This is a genomic window from Candidatus Hydrogenedentota bacterium, assembly GCA_018005585.1.
Taxonomy (GTDB): Bacteria; Hydrogenedentota; Hydrogenedentia; order Hydrogenedentales; family JAGMZX01; genus JAGMZX01.
Map to the genome: position 1 here is coordinate 1 of JAGMZX010000126.1, position 17,846 is coordinate 17,846.

Below are 17,846 nucleotides of genomic sequence, written 5' to 3' on the forward strand. Positions count from 1 at the left end.
CGGCCTACGAGACGACCGCGCCCCTCACGGACTTTGTCGTGGCGGGCCAGCCGGACAAACCCGCCGCGCCGACGCAGGCGTGGGTGTTCTGGTCTCCGGACGAACTGGTGTTCGCGTTCCGGTGCGAAGACGCAACGCCGGTCGCGAAAGCGCCCACGGCGAACGAAGACGACGTTGACCCACAGGACCGCGTCGAACTGTTCTTGTGGTCCGGGAAGCCCGAGGATACGTATTACTGCCTCGAAATCGCGCCGCTCGGCGCGGTGCACGACTATGCCGCACGGTTCTACCGGCGGTTTGACAGTGCGTGGTCGCCCGTAACGTGGCGGTTTGCCGCCCTGCCCGCAGCCGACGGCTATTGCGTCGAGGCGGCATTGAGCCGGGAGGCGCTGCGTCAATGCGGTCTCGCGCTCGAAGACGGCGCGCATTTCCGTGCCGGCCTGTTCCGCGCGGATTTTGCCTCGTGGGATACGGCATGTGCGCCGGACTGGATTTGCTGGGTGGACGCGCGCGCGCCGCAGCCGGATTTTCACGTCGCGGAATCGTTCGGTGTTTTCAGGCTAAGCGGCGCGAAGAGGGAGTGAACCATGCGGCGTGACTGGACCCGCATTGAAACCGGCTGCACCCGCCGCGCGTTTCTGCGCGCGGCGTGTTCGGGGCTCGCTTTGGCCGCCGCGGGGCCGATTGTAAGCAACGCGGCCGCGGCGGACATCGGGCAGGCGCGCTTCGCCACGCGTGGCGTCGTGCTGGTGCCGGAGGACCTGAGTCTCGCCGATTGGCCCGAGCACGCGGCGCGCGCAGGCCTGACTACTATCGGCCTGCACCATCCCACGTCGCCGCGCGCGGCCGCGGCATTCATCCGGTCCGAGCCCGGTCAGATGTTCCTCGACAAATGCCGGAGTCTGGGTCTGCACGTCGAGTACGAATTGCACGCCATGCGGGAACTGCTGCCGCGCGAACTCCACGCCGCGAATCCAGAGGTCTTCCGAATGAATGACCGGGGGGAGCGCGTGCCGGACGCAAATTGCTGCGTGAGTTCGCCCGGCGCCCTCGAAATCATTACGGGCAACGCGCTGCGTCTCGCTGAAATACTGCAGCCCACGACGGGGCGCTACTTCTACTGGGGCGACGACGGCGCGCCCTGGTGCCGGTGCCCCAAGTGCGGCGGCTATTCGGATTCCGAACAGGCGGTCTTGTTGGAGAATGCGGTGCTGAAAGCGTTGCGCGGCAGGGATTCGAAGGCGCAGTTGGCGCATCTTGCCTATCACAATACCCTGCCGCCCCCGAAGCAGGTGAAGCCCGACCCCGGCGTCTTTCTCGAATTCGCGCCCATCAACCGGCGCTACGATATTCCCTTTGCACAGCAGAGGGGCGCGGATACCGATTTCGGCCTCGAATCGCTCGACGCCAACCTCGAGTTGTTTCCCGCGGACACGGCGCAGGTGCTCGAATACTGGCTCGACGTGTCGCGCTTTTCCGGTTGGAAGCGCGGCAGTCTCACCAAGATCCCGTGGGACGACAACGTGCTACGTGCGGACCTTGCGGATTACGCGCGGCGGGGTATTCGTCACATAACGACGTTCGCGGCATGGATCGACGCGGAGTATGTGCGCCGTTTCGGCGAGCCGCCCCTGGCCGGATACGGCGCGGGCTTGATGCAGGGGACTGCACAGCCCTGACAGGAGATTTATCATGTTCCATCCCTTCACGCTTATAGGGGACTGGCACCAGCGGCCGCGCGCTTCGCGCGGGAGGCGTGTCTGTTCCTTCTCGCTCGCGCAACTGCTGGTGCTCCATGCCTGTTGTCTTCTCCTCGTGGAGGGAACGCCCCAGGCGGATTCGCCGGTACAGACCGCTGTGTCCCAATTGGCGACACGCCTGGCGGCGTCACGGGATGAGGCTGCACTGGCCGCGCTGGACGACGCCGCGATCCTGCAGTGCCTTACGCCGGAAGAGCGAGAGATTTTCGCTACCCAGCACTGGTGTTTCGATGTCGATACGCCCGCCGTGGTGTCCATCATGCGGCACACCGCGCAGGAGATCGTGCCGTTCTGGCTTGCGGATGCCGGGTTCGTCAAGACGCCGATGACGGTGCGCAACGAAGAGTATGAATACGAGGTGTGGCAGAGGACCTTCGACGCCGGGCGCGTGCTATTGGGCATCAACGGCTTTGACAAGCACCGCCCGCACTACTTCGTGGCCGTGGGGCCCAAGGATTCCGGGCCCGCGCCTCGCCTCGGCAACTTCATGCCGCCGGACCAGCGGGTCTTCGAAATGCGAGAAGGCGCGACCATCTATCACGATTGGCCGGAACTCGTGCTGACCGAAGTGCCCCCGGCGTTGCGGGGTCATGTGCTGCTTCCAACGATCCGCGGGCGCGCGCGCGAGGCACATCTCGTTGGCGCGTTCCGCAAGACGGAGTTTCCGGCCTCCGCGCAACCTGACCAGGTGCTGCTCACGTGGAGCGGTGACCCGCGGACCAGCGTGTCGGTCCAGTGGCGCGCTGCACCGGCGGTGGAAACGGGAATCGCGCGCTATCGCAGGGCGGACGCGGCCGCGGATGCGCCTTGGACGGAAACCACGGCGTCCGTGGAATTGCTGGAAGACGCGTTCATCACGAACGATCCGCGCGTGCGCCGGTTCACGGCGACGCTGACGGGGCTGCAGCCGGATACCGCGTATGCGTACATCGTGGGCGACCCCGCGCGAGGCGCGTGCAGTGACCCTGCCGGGTTTCGGACGGCGCCCGCCACGCGCGCGCCTTTCACGTTCTTGTTCTTGAGCGACACACACAATTCGCCCGCGGCAGGCGAACTGCTCGAGGCCGCCCTCAAACGCAACCCCGGCACGGCGTTCGCCGTGGTCTCGGGCGACCTCGTCGGCACCGGCCAATATCGCGACGATTGGGACAAGTTCTTTGCCCACTGCGCCTCGTTCACGAGGCAAAGACCGCTCATGCCGTCCATTGGCAATCACGACGCGATCGACGGGCTGGGCGCGGACCTGTATCTCGCGTCGTTCGACCTGCCGCGCAATGGCCCGCCCATGCTCGCGCCCGAACGCACCTATGCATTTGAATATGGCGACGCGCTTTTCCTCATGATGGACGTCACCGAGCCCATCGCGCCGCAGGCGGACTGGATCGATGCTCAGCTCGAAGGGAGCGATGCGAAGTGGAAGTTCGCCGTGCTCCATTTTCCGGCGCATTTCCCGGAGGACAGTGATCCCCAGATCCGCGACGCGTGGTGCCCTGTCTTCGACAAGCACCACGTCGATTTTGTTCTGTCGGGCCATGTGCACGACTACATGCGCTCGTACCCGATGCGTGGGGGGGAGATCGTGGAATCGCCGAAGGATGGCACGATCTACATGCTGACGATATCCCTGAACGACGGCGGGCCGATGCCGCCGAAGCCCGAATACGCGGCAGTAATGGAGAAGCCGGGCGTGGCGGTGACCGTCGTGTTCCGGGTCGAAAGGGACCGCGTCTTGTTGCAGGCCGAAGATGTGGCCGGCAAGGTCTACGACCGTTTCGTCGTGGAAGCGGAATAGCTGCGGGGCGTCCGCGCGCGGCTCAGGAATTAAAGGAATCGATATACGTCGCGAGCCATGCCCAGACCCGGCTTGCCGGGTACTTCGTAGGATAGCGGACAAAATCGACGTGGCCGTCCATATACAACACGTTACAGCCGCCGGGCACGTGATTGAAGGTGTTGTAGCCGCCGCGCGAGAGGGGCGGGCCGATGTGGTCGTAAGAGACCACGATGGTTGATTGAGCTTCTGCCGCGCTTGCGGGGTTATTGATGTCCGTAATCAGGAAGCGTTCGATGCCTTCCCGCAGCCGGTAGATGGTAACCATGCCGCGCGACTCGTGGTTGTACGGGGGAAAATCCTCGTGAAACACTTCATTGTGATCGTTCGGATTGAGCAGCACGGAGGCCAGGTCCAAGGCCAGCGCCATGGACGTGTCCACGCCCAGCACCGGGTCAAACATGTTGTCGTCCGCGTCGCCGATGAGATAATCCTGCGGTCGCAACGCCCATCCGACATAGATGTACGAAAACGCCGTCAAACCGCAGATATCGAGCTTGTCCGGCCCCTGATGGTAAACCGCGTGCTCGAAGACGCGCTGCGCGTCCGGGTCCGATGGACATAGAAGGATATTCAAGTCACTAAAATACTCAGGATACGTCTGTTCGCCGTCGAAACACAGGTTGGACATGTTCCAATCGGCGCACGCCCCCGATTCGCTCGACCGGATCTTCAATGTGGGGAATAGCCCGTCGTTCTCATTCGCATACATCTTGAACATGAGGCCGCATTCTTTGAGGTTGTTGGCGCAGCTTGCGCGGCGGGCCGCCTCGCGGGCGCGGGCCAAAGCGGGGAGCAGAATGGCCGCCAGAATGCCGATAATGGCGATGACGACGAGCAACTCGATCAAGGTGAAGCCTCTCGTGCGCATGACTGTGTACTCCTCGCGTGCCGAAACGTGGCTGCACCCCGTGCCCCCGAACGACGGCCTTTATGGTACCACACCTTCTCGCCGCAAATCCGGCCGTCTTCGCCCGCGAAATGACACGCCCCCGCGCCGTGTTACCCGTTACGTCACCGCGATGTTGGGCATAGCGCCGCGCATCGGGTAGAATCGCACCTCACGCAACGGAATGTTTCGTGCTGAAAGACCCATGATGAATGCTTCCGAGAAGAAGGCACTGGAATCCCTTTCTTGCGAGGTGCGTACGGACGGCCTGACGCGCCAGATCTACGCCACCGACGCGTCGCTGTACCAGGTCGTTCCGGAGGCGGTCGCGTTTCCAAAATCGGCGCGCGAGGCGGCGGAGGCAATACAGGCGGCGGTCGCAGCAAACCTGGCTGTCACGCCGCGCGGCGCGGGAACGGGCCTGGCGGGCGCCGCCGTTGGCGGCGGGCTTGTGCTCGAGTTGGCCCGCCACAACCGGCAGATTCTCGAATTCAACAAGGATGCGCGCACCATTCGCGTGGGCGCAGGCGTCGTGCTCGATCAGTTGAACGCCTATCTCCAGCCGCACGGGCTGTGTTTCGGGCCGGACGTCGCCACGAGTTCGCGCGCGACCATTGGCGGCATGATAGCGAACAATTCGAGCGGCGCGCGCGCCCCGATTTACGGTGTGACCATCGATCACGTACGTTCGCTCGAAGTGGCGCTGGCGGACGGGCGCGTCGTCGAGGTCGGCGCTGAAAAAGACGGCTTCCGGGAACATCTGGACGCCATTGATGCGCTCATCGCGCCGTTTTCGGACGAAATTCGCGCCCGTTTCCACGAACGCATCGTGAAACGGTGGCCGGGTTATGCCGTGGACCGGTATCTCCGGCATCCGCGGGACATGAGCAAGCTGCTGGGCGGCAGCGAAGGCACGCTTGCCGCGATCTTTTCCGCCGAATTGAATCTCGTGCCGATCCCAAAGAAGAAGGGACTTGGCCTGTTGTTCTTTGCTTCGGTCGAGGAGGCCATGCAGGCCACGGTGCGCCTGCTCGAACTGCAGCCGGCCGGCATTGAACACATTGACGACGTGCTTTTCGACCAGACGCGCGGACAACTGCAATTCAAGGCCGCGCGCGAATTGCTCGAACTCGATGCGAAGCCGTGCAAGGCGATCTTGCTCGTCGAGTTCTATGAGGACGACCAGGACAAGTTGCATGCGCTTACCGGAATGAACCTGGGGCTGCGCTCGTATATCTGCAAGAACGCCGGCGAGATGGCGCACGTTTGGAACATGCGCAAGGCGGGGCTGTCGTTGCTGTCCGGTTGCGCGGGCGCCGCAAAACCGGCGACGGGCGTCGAGGATGTGGCTGTACCCACCGGCAAATTGCCGGATTTTGTCGCGGGCGTCCGCGAATTGCTCGGGCCGCTCGGGCTTGAAGCGTCGTACTACGGCCACGCCGCGGCGGGACTCCTGCATATCCGGCCCGTCGTTGACTTGCACAAGGCGGAGGACATCGCGAAATTCCGGCTCGTCGCGGAAGGCATCTCGAAATTAACGCGGCAATTCAACGGCTCGATTGCCGCCGAGCACGGCGTCGGCATTGCGCGCGCGGAGTTCCTGGAAGAGCAGATCGGCGCGGGGCTCATCGGCCTGATGCGGCGCATCAAGGCGCTCTTCGACCCGAAGAACGTGATGAACCCTGGGAAGATCTTCCCGGACGGCGCGCGTATCGACCGGGACTTGCGCCAGGGGCCGGAAGTGCGCATCGACGTGCCGTTCGTGCCCGTGCTCGCGTTCGCAGCGAAAGACAAGAGCTTTGCCGGCAATCTCGAACAGTGCAACGGCTGCGGCGGCTGCCGCAAGGACACGCCGACGATGTGCCCGACGTTCATCGCGATGGGCGAGGAGATCATGTCGACGCGCGGGCGCGCGAACGCGATTCGCGCCGTGCTCGAACACCGGCTGGACACACACGCGCATCCGCTCGACTCCGCCGCGCTGGAAGAAGCGCTGTGCTATTGCCTGTCGTGCAAGGCATGCGCGGCGGAATGCCCGTCGAACGTGAATATGCCGCTGCTAAAGGCCGAACTGGTCCACGCGCGGCAGGAAAAGAACGGGCTGTCGCTTGCGGAGCGTCTGTTCAGCCGCGTGGACCAATTGGGCCGGCTCGGTACGATGCTGCCAAGCCTTGCAAACGCCTCGCTGCAGTGGCGCTGGCTGCGCAAGCTCATGGAAGCTACCATCGGCATCGACGCGCGGCGTCCGCTGCCGCCCTATGCGGACGAACCATTCGACCGCTGGTTCACGAAGCGGCCCATACCGGTGGCGGGCAAGCGCGGGCGCGTCATCCTCTGGAACGACTGCTTCTGCAACTACCACGAACCGAACATCGGCCAGGCTGCGGTGCGCGTTCTCGAGGCGGCCGGTTGCGACGTCGTTGTGCCGCTCGGGCATGGCTGTTGCGGGCGGCCCGCGTTCAGCATGGGCCGCATCGACCTCGCCGCATCGTTCGGACGCGAGAACCTGAAGCGGCTGCGCGCGTCCGGCGACGCCATCGTCTTCCTCGAAGCGTCGTGTTTCAGCATGTTCGTCGAGGACTACCGCGAACTCCGGCTTGACGGCGCGGAGGACGTGGCGCAACGCTGCTTCCTGTTCGAGCAATTTGTCGAAAACCTGTTCGCCAAGGAGCCGGACGTGCTGAAATTCCGCGATGCGCCGTGCGTAACCGCCATTCACGCGCATTGTCATGCGAAATCGCTGACGGATACCGCCGTGATGCCGCGCCTGGCGAGGCGTATCCCCGGTAACGACGTAACGCTGCTCGATACGGGCTGCTGCGGCATGGCCGGCGCCTACGGCGCGCAGAAAGGCAAATACGATGTTTCCGTGAAAGTGGCCGAGCCGCTTATTACGTTGTTGAACGCCCTTCCCGAAAATGCGCGCGTGGTTGCGTCCGGCACGAGTTGCCGCCACCAGGTCGGCCACCTCACGCCGCGAAAACCGCTGCACATGGCCGAATTGCTTGCGCTGGCGCTCGCGGACTGACGCGCGGCGGCGTCAGTCCTCTTCGTACAGCCGGTCCTCGGTGATGATCTCGTAGCGGTAGCCCTGTTCGGTCAGGAATAGCTGCCGCTTGACGCTGTAGTCCTGGTCGCAGGTGTCGCGCGTGACAACGGAGTAGAACCGGGCGAGGCGTCCATCGCTCTTGGGCCGCAGAATGCGCCCAAGCCGCTGTGCTTCCTCTTGCCGCGAACCGAACGTGCCCGAGACTTGGACGGCCACGTTCGCATCGGGCAGGTCGATAGCGAAATTGGCGACCTTCGAGACGATGAGCAGCTTGATCTTGCTCGTTCGGAACTCGTGGTAGAGCCGTTCCCGCTCGCGGGTCGGCGTGCGCCCGGTGATCAACGGCGCCTTGAAATGCTTGGCGAGCATCTTCAACTGGTCCAGGAATTGGCCGATGATCAGGACGTTGTCCCCGGCGTGCCGCTGTGCCAGGAATTCGCAGATGTGGCGTTTGACCGGGTTCGTCGAGGCGATGCGGAACTTCGTGCGCTTGTCGGCGATGGCATAGCGATAGCGTTCGTCGTCGGGCAGTCGCGTGCGGATTTCCGTGCACAGGGCCTGGGCGATCCAGCCCTGTTTCTCGAGAACCTTCCACGGCACGTCGTACTTCTTCGGGCCAATGAGGCTGAACACGTCCTCCTCGCGGCCATCCTCGCGCACGAGCGTCGCGGTGAGGCCGAGGCGGCGCCGCGCCTGCAACGAGGCCGTTGCGCGGAACACGGGCGCGGGCAGCAGATGCACCTCATCGTAGATGATCAGGCCCCAGTTGCCCTGCTCGAACAGGCCGAAATGAATGAACGGGCCGTCCTTGACCTTGCGGTATGTGAGCACCTGGTATGTCGCGATCGTGATGGGCCGGATTTCCTTCAGGTCGCCGCTGTATTCGCCGATCTGGTCTTCCGGCACGTTCGTCTTGTCGAGCAGCTCATTCTTCCACTGACGCAGCGCGACGGTGTTCGTGGTCAGCACCAGCGTCTGCGTCTGGGTCGCGTTGATAACGCCGATCGCGACAATCGTCTTGCCCGCGCCGCAAGGCAGCACGATCACGCCGCTGCCGCCCCGGTTCGACCCGCTCGCGTAAAATGCGTCCACCGATTCCTTCTGATACTGCCGCAGCGCGAAATCGCGCCCGCTCAGCGTTTGCCCGCGCAGTCCGAGCGAAAGCGGCGCGCCCGCCACGTAACCGGCAAGGTCTTCCACGGGGAAGCCGAGCTTGACCAGCGCGCACTTGAGGTTGCCCCGCTCCTCGGGCTTGACGAAGATGCGCTTGCCGTCCGGCGACCCCGTCACATACGGGCGGACCGTCTTCTGGTTCAGCAGTTCCATGACCAGGAGCGAGTCGTCCGATTCGAGGACTAGCGGCCCGTCCGGCGACTTGTACAGTTTTAGCCGGCCATACCGGCTGATGTTGTCCTCGATCTCCGCCGTGATGTTCTGCGGGATGTCGTATTTGCTGTACCGGGCGAGTCCCTCGAGAACCTCCCGTGCGGTGAACCCCGCGGCGGCCGCGTTCCAAAGCGACAACGGCGTGATCCGGTACGTGTGGATGTGTTCGGGCGACTTGACCAGTTCCGCAAACGCGGCGAGGCAGTCGCGCGCGTCCTCGAACATGGGGCCGTCCGTTTCGAGCAGCACGGAACGGTCCGACTGCACGATGACCGGTTTGTCATTGCCGTTCGACATACGGGGGTACTCGATGCTCCGGGGAATCAGACGATACCAAGGACTGCATCGGGCAGTGTAGCAAATAGGGCGGCAAAAGCACAGCGCACGGGGCGGCCGCGGACGCGGACGAAACGCGGTGAGGCCTGCTGGTGGGCTTTGCGCGCGGTCCAGGCGCCGCTCAGCCTGTGGCGCCCGCTCAGGGAGCGTCGCGGCGCTTGGCGCGCTCGGCGCGGCGCTGGATGCGTCTGCGGCTGGCCATGCGCACGCCGAACCGTACCGTGCGCGGGAAGTGGCGGTTCAGGAACAGCGCCAGTCTTCCGGCCTTCGTAAGCACGAGTTCCGGTTTGCGCCGGTACAAGGCGTTGACGATCTGGCGCGCGGCCTTTTCCGCGGGCAGGACGAACCGGGGCGAAGCCGGGTCGGGTTTTGCAGTGTACATGCCCTGGTTGTTGACGCTGCGGATCTCGCTGGCTACGAGCCCGGGATTGACCAATGTGACGGATACGTTCTTCACCGCGAGGTCGTAGTAGATCGCTTCCGTGAACCCGACGACGGCGAACTTGCTTGCGCAGTAGGCCGATGCGGCGGGCATGGCCATGCGGCCCATGACGCTGCCGATGACGCCGAGGCGGCCTTGGCTGGCCTCCAGGTGCGGCAGCACCGCGTAAACCGTGTCGATCACGCCGAACACGTTCGTGTCGAGTTGACGCCGGTAATCGTCCGGGGAAAGCGCGTTGATGACGCCGTCCACATAGAAGCCTGCATTGGCCAGCGCCACGTCGACGCCGCCGAACGTCCCGGCCGTTTTCGCCACGGCGGCGTCGAGGCTCGCGCGGTCGCGCACGTCGGCCACGAGCGCCGCGGCCGTGCCGCCTTCGGCCTCGATGGCGGCCTTGACGCTTTCGAGCCGGTCCGCGCGGCGCGCTACGAGTGCGACCATCGCCCCCTGCCGGGCCAGTTCGCGCGCCACCGCCGCGCCGATACCCGAGGACGCGCCCGTGATGAACGCGGTTTTTCCGCGGAAACGTTGCGTCATAAAAGGATTCTCCAGGAGCGCCTCAAGGGCAAGTGACCATTATAGCAACCCGGGCCATCCATAAGCAGGCCCGATTCGTATCGCCGCGGCGCGGTCTTTCCTCACCGGGACATCCCGGAATTGCGCTTCTATTCCCGTTCGGGCCTCATCCTTGACCACGGCGTTGACCAATCGCCGCGGACGCATATAAGATTGGGCGCTGTGGTCGCAATGTCTTTATGGACTTGGGGAACCTGAATGATGGACACGCAACGGTATCGTGAACTGCTCGCGCATTTTCCGAAGGTGCGCGTGCTGGTCGTCGGCGACATCTACCTGGACGAGATGGTCGAGGGCGCCGTGACGGAGGTGAGCCTCGAGGCGCCTATCCCTGTTTTTGAGGTTCATGAACGGCGGCATAACCCGGGCGCCGCGGGCAACGCGGCCTGCAACGCCGCCGCGCTCGGGGCCACGACTCACATGATCGGTGTCATAGGAACCGACATGAACGGCGAGATCGTGCGCCGGGAGTTCGCGGCGCGCGGCGTGGAGACATCGGGCGTTGTCGTGGACCCGAGCCGCCCCACGAGCACCTACGGCAAGCTGCGCGCAGGCGGGCACAATATCCCGACACAGGAAATCCTGCGCATGGACACGCCGCGCCCGAAGCTGATCACGGGCGCGGTGGAAGAGCAGGTCTGCGCCAATATCCGCAAGCTTGCCCCGGAAGTCGATGCCATCATGGTCGGGGACCAGGTATCTTCGACCATTACGGACCGGGTGCTGGACACGGTCCGCGAGTGCGCCGCGAAGCACGGGCTTTTCACGCTGGCCGATTCGCGCGCGCGCGCGGGCATGTTTCGCGGCATTGACGTCATCAAACCGAACGACAAGGAGGCCGCGCTGGCCTCGGGCGTGAGCATCGTGGACGACGGCAGCCTCTGCGAGGCGGGCAAGAAACTCCTGGGTATCGCGCGAAATGTGCTGATCACGCTCGGACCCAAGGGCATCATGGTGTTTGGCCAGGACGGTCTTGTCGAGAATGTGCCGGTGCTGCCGTGCAGCGTGGTGGACGTGACCGGCGCGGGCGACACGGTGGCCGCCGCGGTGACGCTGGCCATGTGCTCGGGCGGCGCGCTGCTCGAAGCGGCCTTTCTCGGCAACGCGGCCGCGGGTATTGCCGTCGGACGCGAGGGGGCGGTTACGGTTTCGCTTGCGGAACTCGAGACGCTTCTGTTCAGCGAGCGGCGCTCGGCCAAGGTGAAGACGGCGGAAGAAATGAAGCCCATCCTCGAGGAATTGCGCCGCAAGGGCAAGCGCATCGTGTGGACGAACGGCTGCTTCGACATCCTGCACGTCGGGCACATCACGTACCTGATGCATGCCAAGCAGAAGGGCGACGTGCTTATCGTCGGTCTCAACAGCGACGCATCGGTCCGTGAGAACAAGGGGCCCAGCCGGCCCGTGATCGGCGAGCAGGACCGCGCGGTCGTGTTGTCGGCGCTGGAATGCGTGGACTACATCGTCATTTTCGACGGCAAGACGCCGATGCCGCTGCTCGAGGCGCTCAAGCCGGACGTCTACGCCAAGGGTGGCGATTACACGCTCGGCACCATCGTGCAGGAAGAGCGCCGCCTGGTCGAGGGCTACGGCGGCGAGATTGCCATCATTCCCGGCGTCGAGGGCCATTCCACCACGGCCATCATCAACCGCCTGACCCAAGAACAATGAGCGCGGTGGCGCGGACCCCGCGTCCCGCGCGCCGCTGCATCGGAACCGGCCGGAGCATTCGCCGCGACCATGCCGCATCTGCATCGATTCCATATCGCGCCGGACACGCCCGGCGGCGGGGAAATCGCGCTGCCGCCGGAAGAGGCGCATCACGCGATCAAGGTGGTGCGCCTGCGCGAAGGTGATCTCGTGAGCCTGTTCGACGGCCAGGGCCGCGAATGGACCGGCGCCGTTGCGCGGCTCGGGCGCCGCGAGGTCGTGATATCCATCCGCGAGGAACGCCGCGCGCCGCGGCCCGGGCCAAGGCTCACGCTTGCGCAAGCGTGGCTGCACCAGGAAAAGGCGCTCGAATTGCTGGTGCGCACTGGCACGGAACTCGGCGTGGACCGCTTTCTCTTTTTCCGCGCCGCCCGTTCCGAACGGCCGCCCCGGCTCAATCCCAAGTGGATGCGTCTCGCGGTCGAGTCGTGCAAGCAATGCGGGCGGCTCTGGCTGCCCGAATTCGCGGTAGCGGAGACTCTGGCCGGCGTGCTGCGCGATGCGCGCGGCGACCTGCTCGTCGCGGCCGTCGATGCCGAACCCGTGCCGCTCGCGCAGGCGTTGAGCGGCGGCGACACGACGCTGTTGATCGGCCCCGAGGGCGATTTCACGCCGGAGGAGGTGCGCGCGGCGCTGGGGGCCGGCGCACGGCCCATCAGCCTTGGCGCAACCACGTTTCGCTCGGAGATTGCGGCCATCGTCGCGACCGCGCTGGTGCAGCACCATCTCGGACGGTTGGGGCCAAGCTCGCGGTAACGCCGGGGACCTCCTCTCCGCGCATTCCGCGGAGAGAAGATGTTTCCCGGCTCGCGGTCAGGCGATTGTTTCCAGAGGCGGCTCGATGTTGCCGCGTATGACGCCGCCGCGCACCCGTGTCGGCGCGGCCCATTTCACGCCGTTGCAGATCACCTGCAGCACGTCTTCCTGATGGTAGATAGGGAAGGTCTCGTGGCCTGGGCGGAAGTAGAAGACCTTGCCGAGCCCGCGGTGCCAGCAGCAGCCGCTCCGGAACACGTCGCCGCCCTGAAACCAGCTGATGAATACGAGCTGGTCCGGCTGCGGGATGTCGAAATGTTCACCGTACATCTCCGCGTGCGGGATTTCGAGGTATTCGGGCAGCCCGTCGGCAATCGGATGCGCCGGGTCGACGACCCAGAGGCGCTCGCGCTCGCCCACGCCCTTCCACTCGCGCCATTTCAGCATGCAGCCCGTGCCCATGAGCCGCCGGAACGGCTTGGACATGTGGCCCGAGTGCAACACGACGAGGCCCATGCCGTTCAGCACGCGATCCTGCACCTTCGCCGCGTTCTCGTCCGTCACCCGGTCATGCGCGCAGTGGCCCCACCAGGTCATCACATCGGTCGCGTCCAGGATATCGTCCGAAAGCCCTTGCGCCGGGTCGTCGAGTTCGACGCAACGCACCGAAGCAATACCTGGCTGCTTCTCGAGATAACGACCAATCGCGCGGCCCATGCCGTCGGGATACAGCTCCCTGCAGCGCGGCAATTCCTTTTCATGAATGCCCTCATTCCAGATCGTCACGCGGATCCCGGTGCTCATCCTGACTGCTCCTTTCGACGAGGCTCGCGCCCCTCTTCATGGAAAGAACCATTCTAGGGAGCGCGTTGCCGTCAAAACAAGGACTACTTGAAAGTTGATTCCGGTACGATCGAGAATCACACCCGTGCCCGCGCCTGTAAACAATTAACCGAATCGGAGTAGAGGCATGCATAACCCGTTGTCAAGACGCGAATTCCTGCACACGGCGGCGGCCGGGGCCGGCGCGGCGGCGCTCGGAGGCGCGCTGCCGGTCTTTGCGCAAACGCCCAAGCGCAATTTCGGGATCTCCCTGGCCTTCTGGTCGCTGCACCGGATGGTTGGCCGGAGGGAAGGGCAGACACCCGCCACCGACGTGCCGAAGATCGCGAGGAACGAGTTCGGCATCGACGCCGTCGAACTCGTGAACCAGATGCTGGCGTCTGACGAGAAACCGTACCTGGACGAGTTGGCCCGGGCGGCCTCGGCGGAGAACGTGAAAATTCTGCTCATCATGGTCGACGGCCAAGGCGATGTAGGCTCGCGCAGCGAGAACATCCGCAAGCGCTGCGTGGACAATCACAAGAAATGGATCGACATCGCCGCGGATTTCGGCTGCCACTCGATCCGCATGAACTGGGGCGGCGCGCCAAAGGACTTCCTTGCGAACACGGAGGAACTCCAGCGATTCATCGACGTGTCCGTGCCCGGTTTTCAGGCGTTGTGCGAATACGGCGACACGAAAGACGTCAACGTGTTGCTTGAAAACCACTGGGGCCCGTCTTCTTACCCCGGCATCGTCGAGAAGCTTGCCGCGGCGATCAACCATCCGCGTTTCGGCATGCTGCCCGATTTCGGCAACTTCCCGGAGGATGTGGACCGATACGACGCCATCGACCGGCTGATGAAATACGCGAAAGCGGTGTCCGCCAAGTGTTACGACTTCGACGACGCGACCGGCGAGGAAACGAAGCTGGATTTCGGCCGAATCATCGAGACGGTGTGCGACAAGCACGGCTACACCGGCTACATCGGCATCGAATACGAAGGCGACCGCCTCTCCGAGCGCGACGGCATTCTCGCGTGCAAGAGATTGCTCGAACGGTTGCGCGGCTGACCGCCGCAAGTTGAGCCCGGCCGCCGGCGCGCTCGCGGGGCCGGTTCCCCGGAACCCGGCGCGCCCCGCGGATAGTACGCCGGGCCTTTTTCGGGTATAATCGCGAACATTCGCGCCCCCGCATGTGGGAAAGGGGGCGCGAGTTACCAATGAGGGTGCATGTCTCATGCCTTTGGACCCGTTGACTCCGTACGGCAACCGGCCGATGGTCACGCCAATTGTGAATGCGGTGAACTACGAATACGCCTCGTTCGAGGTGTTGCGGCAGATCACCGAGGGGGAAGTCGAGGGCTACACCTACCACCGGGACGACAACCCGACTGTGCGCGAGGTCGAGCGGAAGGTCGCCGCGCTGGAGTGCGCGGAGGACTGCGTCGTGTGCACGACGGGCATGGCCGCGTGCACGATGGTCTACCTGACCTATCTGAGCGCGGGCGACCACCTGATCATCTTCCACGACACGTACGGCGCGAACTACAAGGTTGCGCTGATCCTCGAACGGCTGGGCATCCAGATTACATGGCTCGAGGGCGAGGCGGCGGGCTGTATCAACGAGGTGATCCAGCCGAACACGCGAATGATCATGCTGGAAACGCCGAGCAATCCGCTCTGCAAGGTCATCGATATCGCGGCGGTGTGCGAGGCCGCTGCGGCGTCGGGCGCCATGGTCGTCGTCGACAATACCTTCGCCACGCCGTACCATCAGAGGCCCCTGGCGCTGGGCGCGCACATGGTCATTCACAGCGCCACGAAAGCGCTCGGCGGCCACAACGACATCATGGCCGGCGCCATCGCGTGCTCCAAGACGCATTACGACGAACTCTGGTTTACGCGCCAGGCTATCGGCACGACGCTCGACGCCTACTCCGCCTTTCTGCTCGACAGGGGCCTGAAAACCTTCGAATTGCGGGCCGAGGCCATGGCGCACCGCGCGCAACGCATCGCCGAGATGCTGGCCGGGCACCCGAAGATCTCTCGCCTGATGTATCCAGGCCTGCCGGGCAGCCCGGGGCATGGTGTCGCCGTGAAACAGATGCAGCGCGGTTTCGGCGGCATGCTCGCGTTCGACGTGGGCGCGTGTCAGGAAGACGCCAAGCGATTCATCAACAAACTCAAGGTTGTGTACCACGCGGTCAGCCTCGGCGCGACGGAAACGCTCGTGTGCATCCCGTTCCTGACCACCCTGCTCTATCTGCCGCCCGAACGGCGCGGCATCTTCGGCGTGCGCGAGAACACGGTTCGCCTGTCCGCGGGCATCGAGCCGGTCGATTCGCTCCTGGAAGACATCGAACAGGCGCTGGCCGCGGTCTGAGCACGCCGTTTGGGCGGGAACGCGCCCGGCCGATTGAGCGAGGCCGGGCGTTCCGGTAGACTGCCCGCGACGCGCAAGGGTGCCTTGGGGACCTGGTTTTGCCGGCTCGCGGTGGGGACGGTTGCGCCCGCGGAGACGCGGATTCCCGCGTTTGGGGCATGAAAGGTGACGCAAAATGACAATACTGGATTGGCTGGTCGTGGGCCTGTATTTCGCCCTGCTGCTGGGGGTGGCGTGGTGGGTCATCCGCAAGGGCAAGGACACGGCGGACGACTATTTCCTGGCTGGGCGCAATCTCGGCTGGTTCCTCGTGGGCGCGTCGATCTTCGCATCGAACATCGGGTCGGAGCACCTCGTCGGGCTGGCGGGTTCCGGCTGCACGGACGGCGTGGCCATGGCGCACTACGAACTGCACGCGTGGTGCCTGCTCGTGCTCGCGTGGGTCATGGTGCCTTTTTACGCGCGTTCGCTGGTGTTCACGATGCCGGAGTTTCTCGAACGGCGCTTCAACGCCACCGCGCGCTGGGTGTTGTCGATTATTTCGCTCGTGGCGTACGTGCTCACCAAGATCGCGGTGGGCATCTTCGCGGGCGGCGTCGTGTTCGCCACGCTCGTGCCCGAATTGCAGCTGGACCTCGGTTTCGCGACGCTGGACAGCTTCTGGATCGGGTCCATCGCGGTGATTGTGCTTACGGGGCTGTACACCGCGCTCGGCGGGTTGCGCGCCGTGGCGTATGCGGACGCGCTGCAGACCATCATCCTCGTCGCCGGCTCGCTGCTGGTGACCGTGTTCGGGCTGCGCCTGCTGGGCGGCTGGGGAACGCTGCGCGAGATATGCGGCTCGGAAATGTTCAACTTGTGGAAGCCGCTCGTGCCCGCGGGCATGGCCGGGTCCTGGGCGCCCGTGAAGGAGACCGGCCGTATCGCGTGGTACTTCAACGGCAATTATCCTTGGCTCGGCATGCTGTTCTGCGCGCCGATCATCGGCCTGTGGTACTGGTGCACGGACCAATACATCGTGCAGCGCGCGCTCGGCGCGCCGAACGAGCAGCAGGCGCGGCGCGGCAGCATTTTCGCCGCGTTCCTCAAGCTGCTGCCCGTATTCATCTTCATCATTCCGGGCATGATCTGTTTCGCGCTCGCAAAGTCAGGGAAAGTCGAAGCGCTGCAGGCTGCGCTCTACGCAAACGGCGCGCTCAGCACGGAGAAGGCGCAGGCGGCGTTCCCCCTGATGGTGCAGCATGCGCTGCCCATGGGCGTGCGCGGCATCGTCGTGGCGGGGCTGCTTTCCGCACTGATGAGTTCGCTGGCCGGCGTGTTCAATGCAAGTTCGACGCTCTTTACGATGGACTTCTACCAGAAATTCCGGCCGGACGCGAGCCAGCATCAATTGGTTTGGATCGGGCGCGTGGCCACGGGCGCCATGGTGCTCATTGGGCTGGCGTGGATCCCCGTGATCCAGGGCGCGCAGGGGCTCTACCACTACCTGCAGGGCGTACAGGGCTACCTCGCGCCGCCGATCTTCGTCGTGTTCTTCTTCGGCGTGTTCTTCCGGCGCTTGAACCACAAGGGGTGCCTGGCCGCGCTTGTCGTGGGCTTCGCGCTCGGCGTGTTCCGGCTCGTCGTAGACACGCCCGTCGCGCTTAAGCTGGCCGGATTCGAACACGGCTATGCGGAGGGCTCGTTCCTCTGGATCGTGAACAATGTCTACTTCCAGTACTACAGCCTGTTCATCTTCCTGGTTTCCGCGGCCGTCATGGTGCTCGTCAGTCTGCTTACCGAGGCGCCGGACCTGGCAAGACTGCAAGGGCTCACGTTCGGCACGATTACCGACGCGCACCGGCGCGAATCGCGCGGCAGCTGGGGCTGGGGCGATGTCGCCGCGTCCGCGGCCGTGTTGAT

Annotated in this window: 13 protein-coding genes and 1 pseudogene; 9 read left to right on the forward strand and 5 right to left on the reverse strand. The window is 64.5% G+C overall.

From position 1 onward, the window contains the following. The 3 genes from KA184_17885 to KA184_17895 form a co-directional block, all read left to right on the forward strand. Positions 1–584, forward strand: a 584-nt coding sequence (locus tag KA184_17885) for a carbohydrate-binding family 9-like protein (GenBank protein ID MBP8131454.1), incomplete at its 5' end; no start/stop codon positions are given. Positions 585–587: 3 nt separating this feature from the next. Then, complete coding sequence (locus KA184_17890) at positions 588–1,679, forward strand: DUF4838 domain-containing protein (protein MBP8131455.1); 1,092 nt, start codon at positions 588–590, stop codon at positions 1,677–1,679. 13 nt (positions 1,680–1,692) lie between these two features. After that, positions 1,693–3,552, forward strand: a complete 1,860-nt coding sequence (locus KA184_17895; protein ID MBP8131456.1) for a metallophosphoesterase family protein — start codon at positions 1,693–1,695, stop codon at positions 3,550–3,552. A 22-nt stretch (positions 3,553–3,574) separates the two neighbouring features. On the opposite strand, the gene KA184_17900 is transcribed toward KA184_17895, so the two are convergent. After that, positions 3,575–4,222, reverse strand: a complete 648-nt coding sequence (locus KA184_17900; protein ID MBP8131457.1) for a hypothetical protein — start codon at positions 4,220–4,222, stop codon at positions 3,575–3,577. A gap of 75 nt (positions 4,223–4,297) precedes the next feature. Then, positions 4,298–4,462, reverse strand: a pseudogene (locus tag KA184_17905) (type II secretion system protein). Between the two features lie 223 nt (positions 4,463–4,685). Between KA184_17905 and KA184_17910 the strand changes: the two are divergent. Continuing rightward, positions 4,686–7,508: an FAD-binding protein gene (locus KA184_17910; protein MBP8131458.1), complete on the forward strand. Its 2,823-nt coding sequence runs from the start codon at positions 4,686–4,688 to the stop codon at positions 7,506–7,508. A gap of 12 nt (positions 7,509–7,520) precedes the next feature. Here the strand turns inward: KA184_17910 and KA184_17915 are convergent, their stop codons facing one another. Further along, on the reverse strand, positions 7,521–9,212 hold the full coding sequence (locus KA184_17915) for a DEAD/DEAH box helicase (GenBank protein ID MBP8131459.1): 1,692 nt from the start codon (positions 9,210–9,212) through the stop codon (positions 7,521–7,523). Between the two features lie 178 nt (positions 9,213–9,390). Then, positions 9,391–10,230: an SDR family NAD(P)-dependent oxidoreductase gene (locus KA184_17920; protein MBP8131460.1), complete on the reverse strand. Its 840-nt coding sequence runs from the start codon at positions 10,228–10,230 to the stop codon at positions 9,391–9,393. A gap of 237 nt (positions 10,231–10,467) precedes the next feature. On the opposite strand from KA184_17920, the gene rfaE2 reads away from it, so the two are divergent. Together rfaE2 and KA184_17930 are read left to right on the forward strand one after the other, a co-directional pair. Then, the gene (rfaE2, locus tag KA184_17925; protein ID MBP8131461.1) at positions 10,468–11,940 is read left to right on the forward strand and encodes a D-glycero-beta-D-manno-heptose 1-phosphate adenylyltransferase; all 1,473 of its coding nucleotides are present in this window, start codon (positions 10,468–10,470) and stop codon (positions 11,938–11,940) included. Between the two features lie 69 nt (positions 11,941–12,009). Beyond that, positions 12,010–12,735 (forward strand): 16S rRNA (uracil(1498)-N(3))-methyltransferase, encoded by a 726-nt coding sequence (locus tag KA184_17930; protein MBP8131462.1) that lies wholly within the window; start codon positions 12,010–12,012, stop codon positions 12,733–12,735. A 57-nt stretch (positions 12,736–12,792) separates the two neighbouring features. Here KA184_17930 and KA184_17935 read toward each other — a convergent pair whose 3' ends face one another. After that, on the reverse strand, positions 12,793–13,539 hold the full coding sequence (locus KA184_17935; protein ID MBP8131463.1) for a ThuA domain-containing protein: 747 nt from the start codon (positions 13,537–13,539) through the stop codon (positions 12,793–12,795). Between the two features lie 166 nt (positions 13,540–13,705). Between KA184_17935 and KA184_17940 the strand changes: the two genes are divergently transcribed. The 3 genes from KA184_17940 to KA184_17950 all read left to right on the forward strand — a co-directional run. Beyond that, complete coding sequence (locus tag KA184_17940; GenBank protein MBP8131464.1) at positions 13,706–14,632, forward strand: sugar phosphate isomerase/epimerase; 927 nt, start codon at positions 13,706–13,708, stop codon at positions 14,630–14,632. 166 nt (positions 14,633–14,798) lie between these two features. Beyond that, a complete protein-coding gene (locus KA184_17945; GenBank protein ID MBP8131465.1) occupies positions 14,799–15,944 on the forward strand; it encodes an aminotransferase class I/II-fold pyridoxal phosphate-dependent enzyme in 1,146 nt (381 codons plus the stop codon). 175 nt (positions 15,945–16,119) lie between these two features. Next, the coding region (locus KA184_17950; GenBank protein MBP8131466.1) for a sodium:solute symporter at positions 16,120–17,846 on the forward strand (1,727 nt) is incomplete at its 3' end.

What these genes read in the sequence shown, in the direction of transcription:
- KA184_17890 (MBP8131455.1), top strand. Translation starts at nt 588, where the DNA reads ATGCGGCGTGACTGGACCCGCATTGAAACCGGCTGCACCCGCCGCGCG.
- KA184_17895 (MBP8131456.1), top strand. Translation starts at nt 1,693, where the DNA reads ATGTTCCATCCCTTCACGCTTATAGGGGACTGGCACCAGCGGCCGCGC.
- KA184_17900 (MBP8131457.1), bottom strand. Translation starts at nt 4,222, where the DNA reads ATGTCCAACCTGTGTTTCGACGGCGAACAGACGTATCCTGAGTATTTT.
- KA184_17910 (MBP8131458.1), top strand. Translation starts at nt 4,686, where the DNA reads ATGATGAATGCTTCCGAGAAGAAGGCACTGGAATCCCTTTCTTGCGAG.
- KA184_17915 (MBP8131459.1), bottom strand. Translation starts at nt 9,212, where the DNA reads ATGTCGAACGGCAATGACAAACCGGTCATCGTGCAGTCGGACCGTTCC.
- KA184_17920 (MBP8131460.1), bottom strand. Translation starts at nt 10,230, where the DNA reads ATGACGCAACGTTTCCGCGGAAAAACCGCGTTCATCACGGGCGCGTCC.
- rfaE2 (MBP8131461.1), top strand. Translation starts at nt 10,468, where the DNA reads ATGATGGACACGCAACGGTATCGTGAACTGCTCGCGCATTTTCCGAAG.
- KA184_17930 (MBP8131462.1), top strand. Translation starts at nt 12,010, where the DNA reads ATGCCGCATCTGCATCGATTCCATATCGCGCCGGACACGCCCGGCGGC.
- KA184_17935 (MBP8131463.1), bottom strand. Translation starts at nt 13,539, where the DNA reads ATGAGCACCGGGATCCGCGTGACGATCTGGAATGAGGGCATTCATGAA.
- KA184_17940 (MBP8131464.1), top strand. Translation starts at nt 13,706, where the DNA reads ATGCATAACCCGTTGTCAAGACGCGAATTCCTGCACACGGCGGCGGCC.
- KA184_17945 (MBP8131465.1), top strand. Translation starts at nt 14,799, where the DNA reads ATGCCTTTGGACCCGTTGACTCCGTACGGCAACCGGCCGATGGTCACG.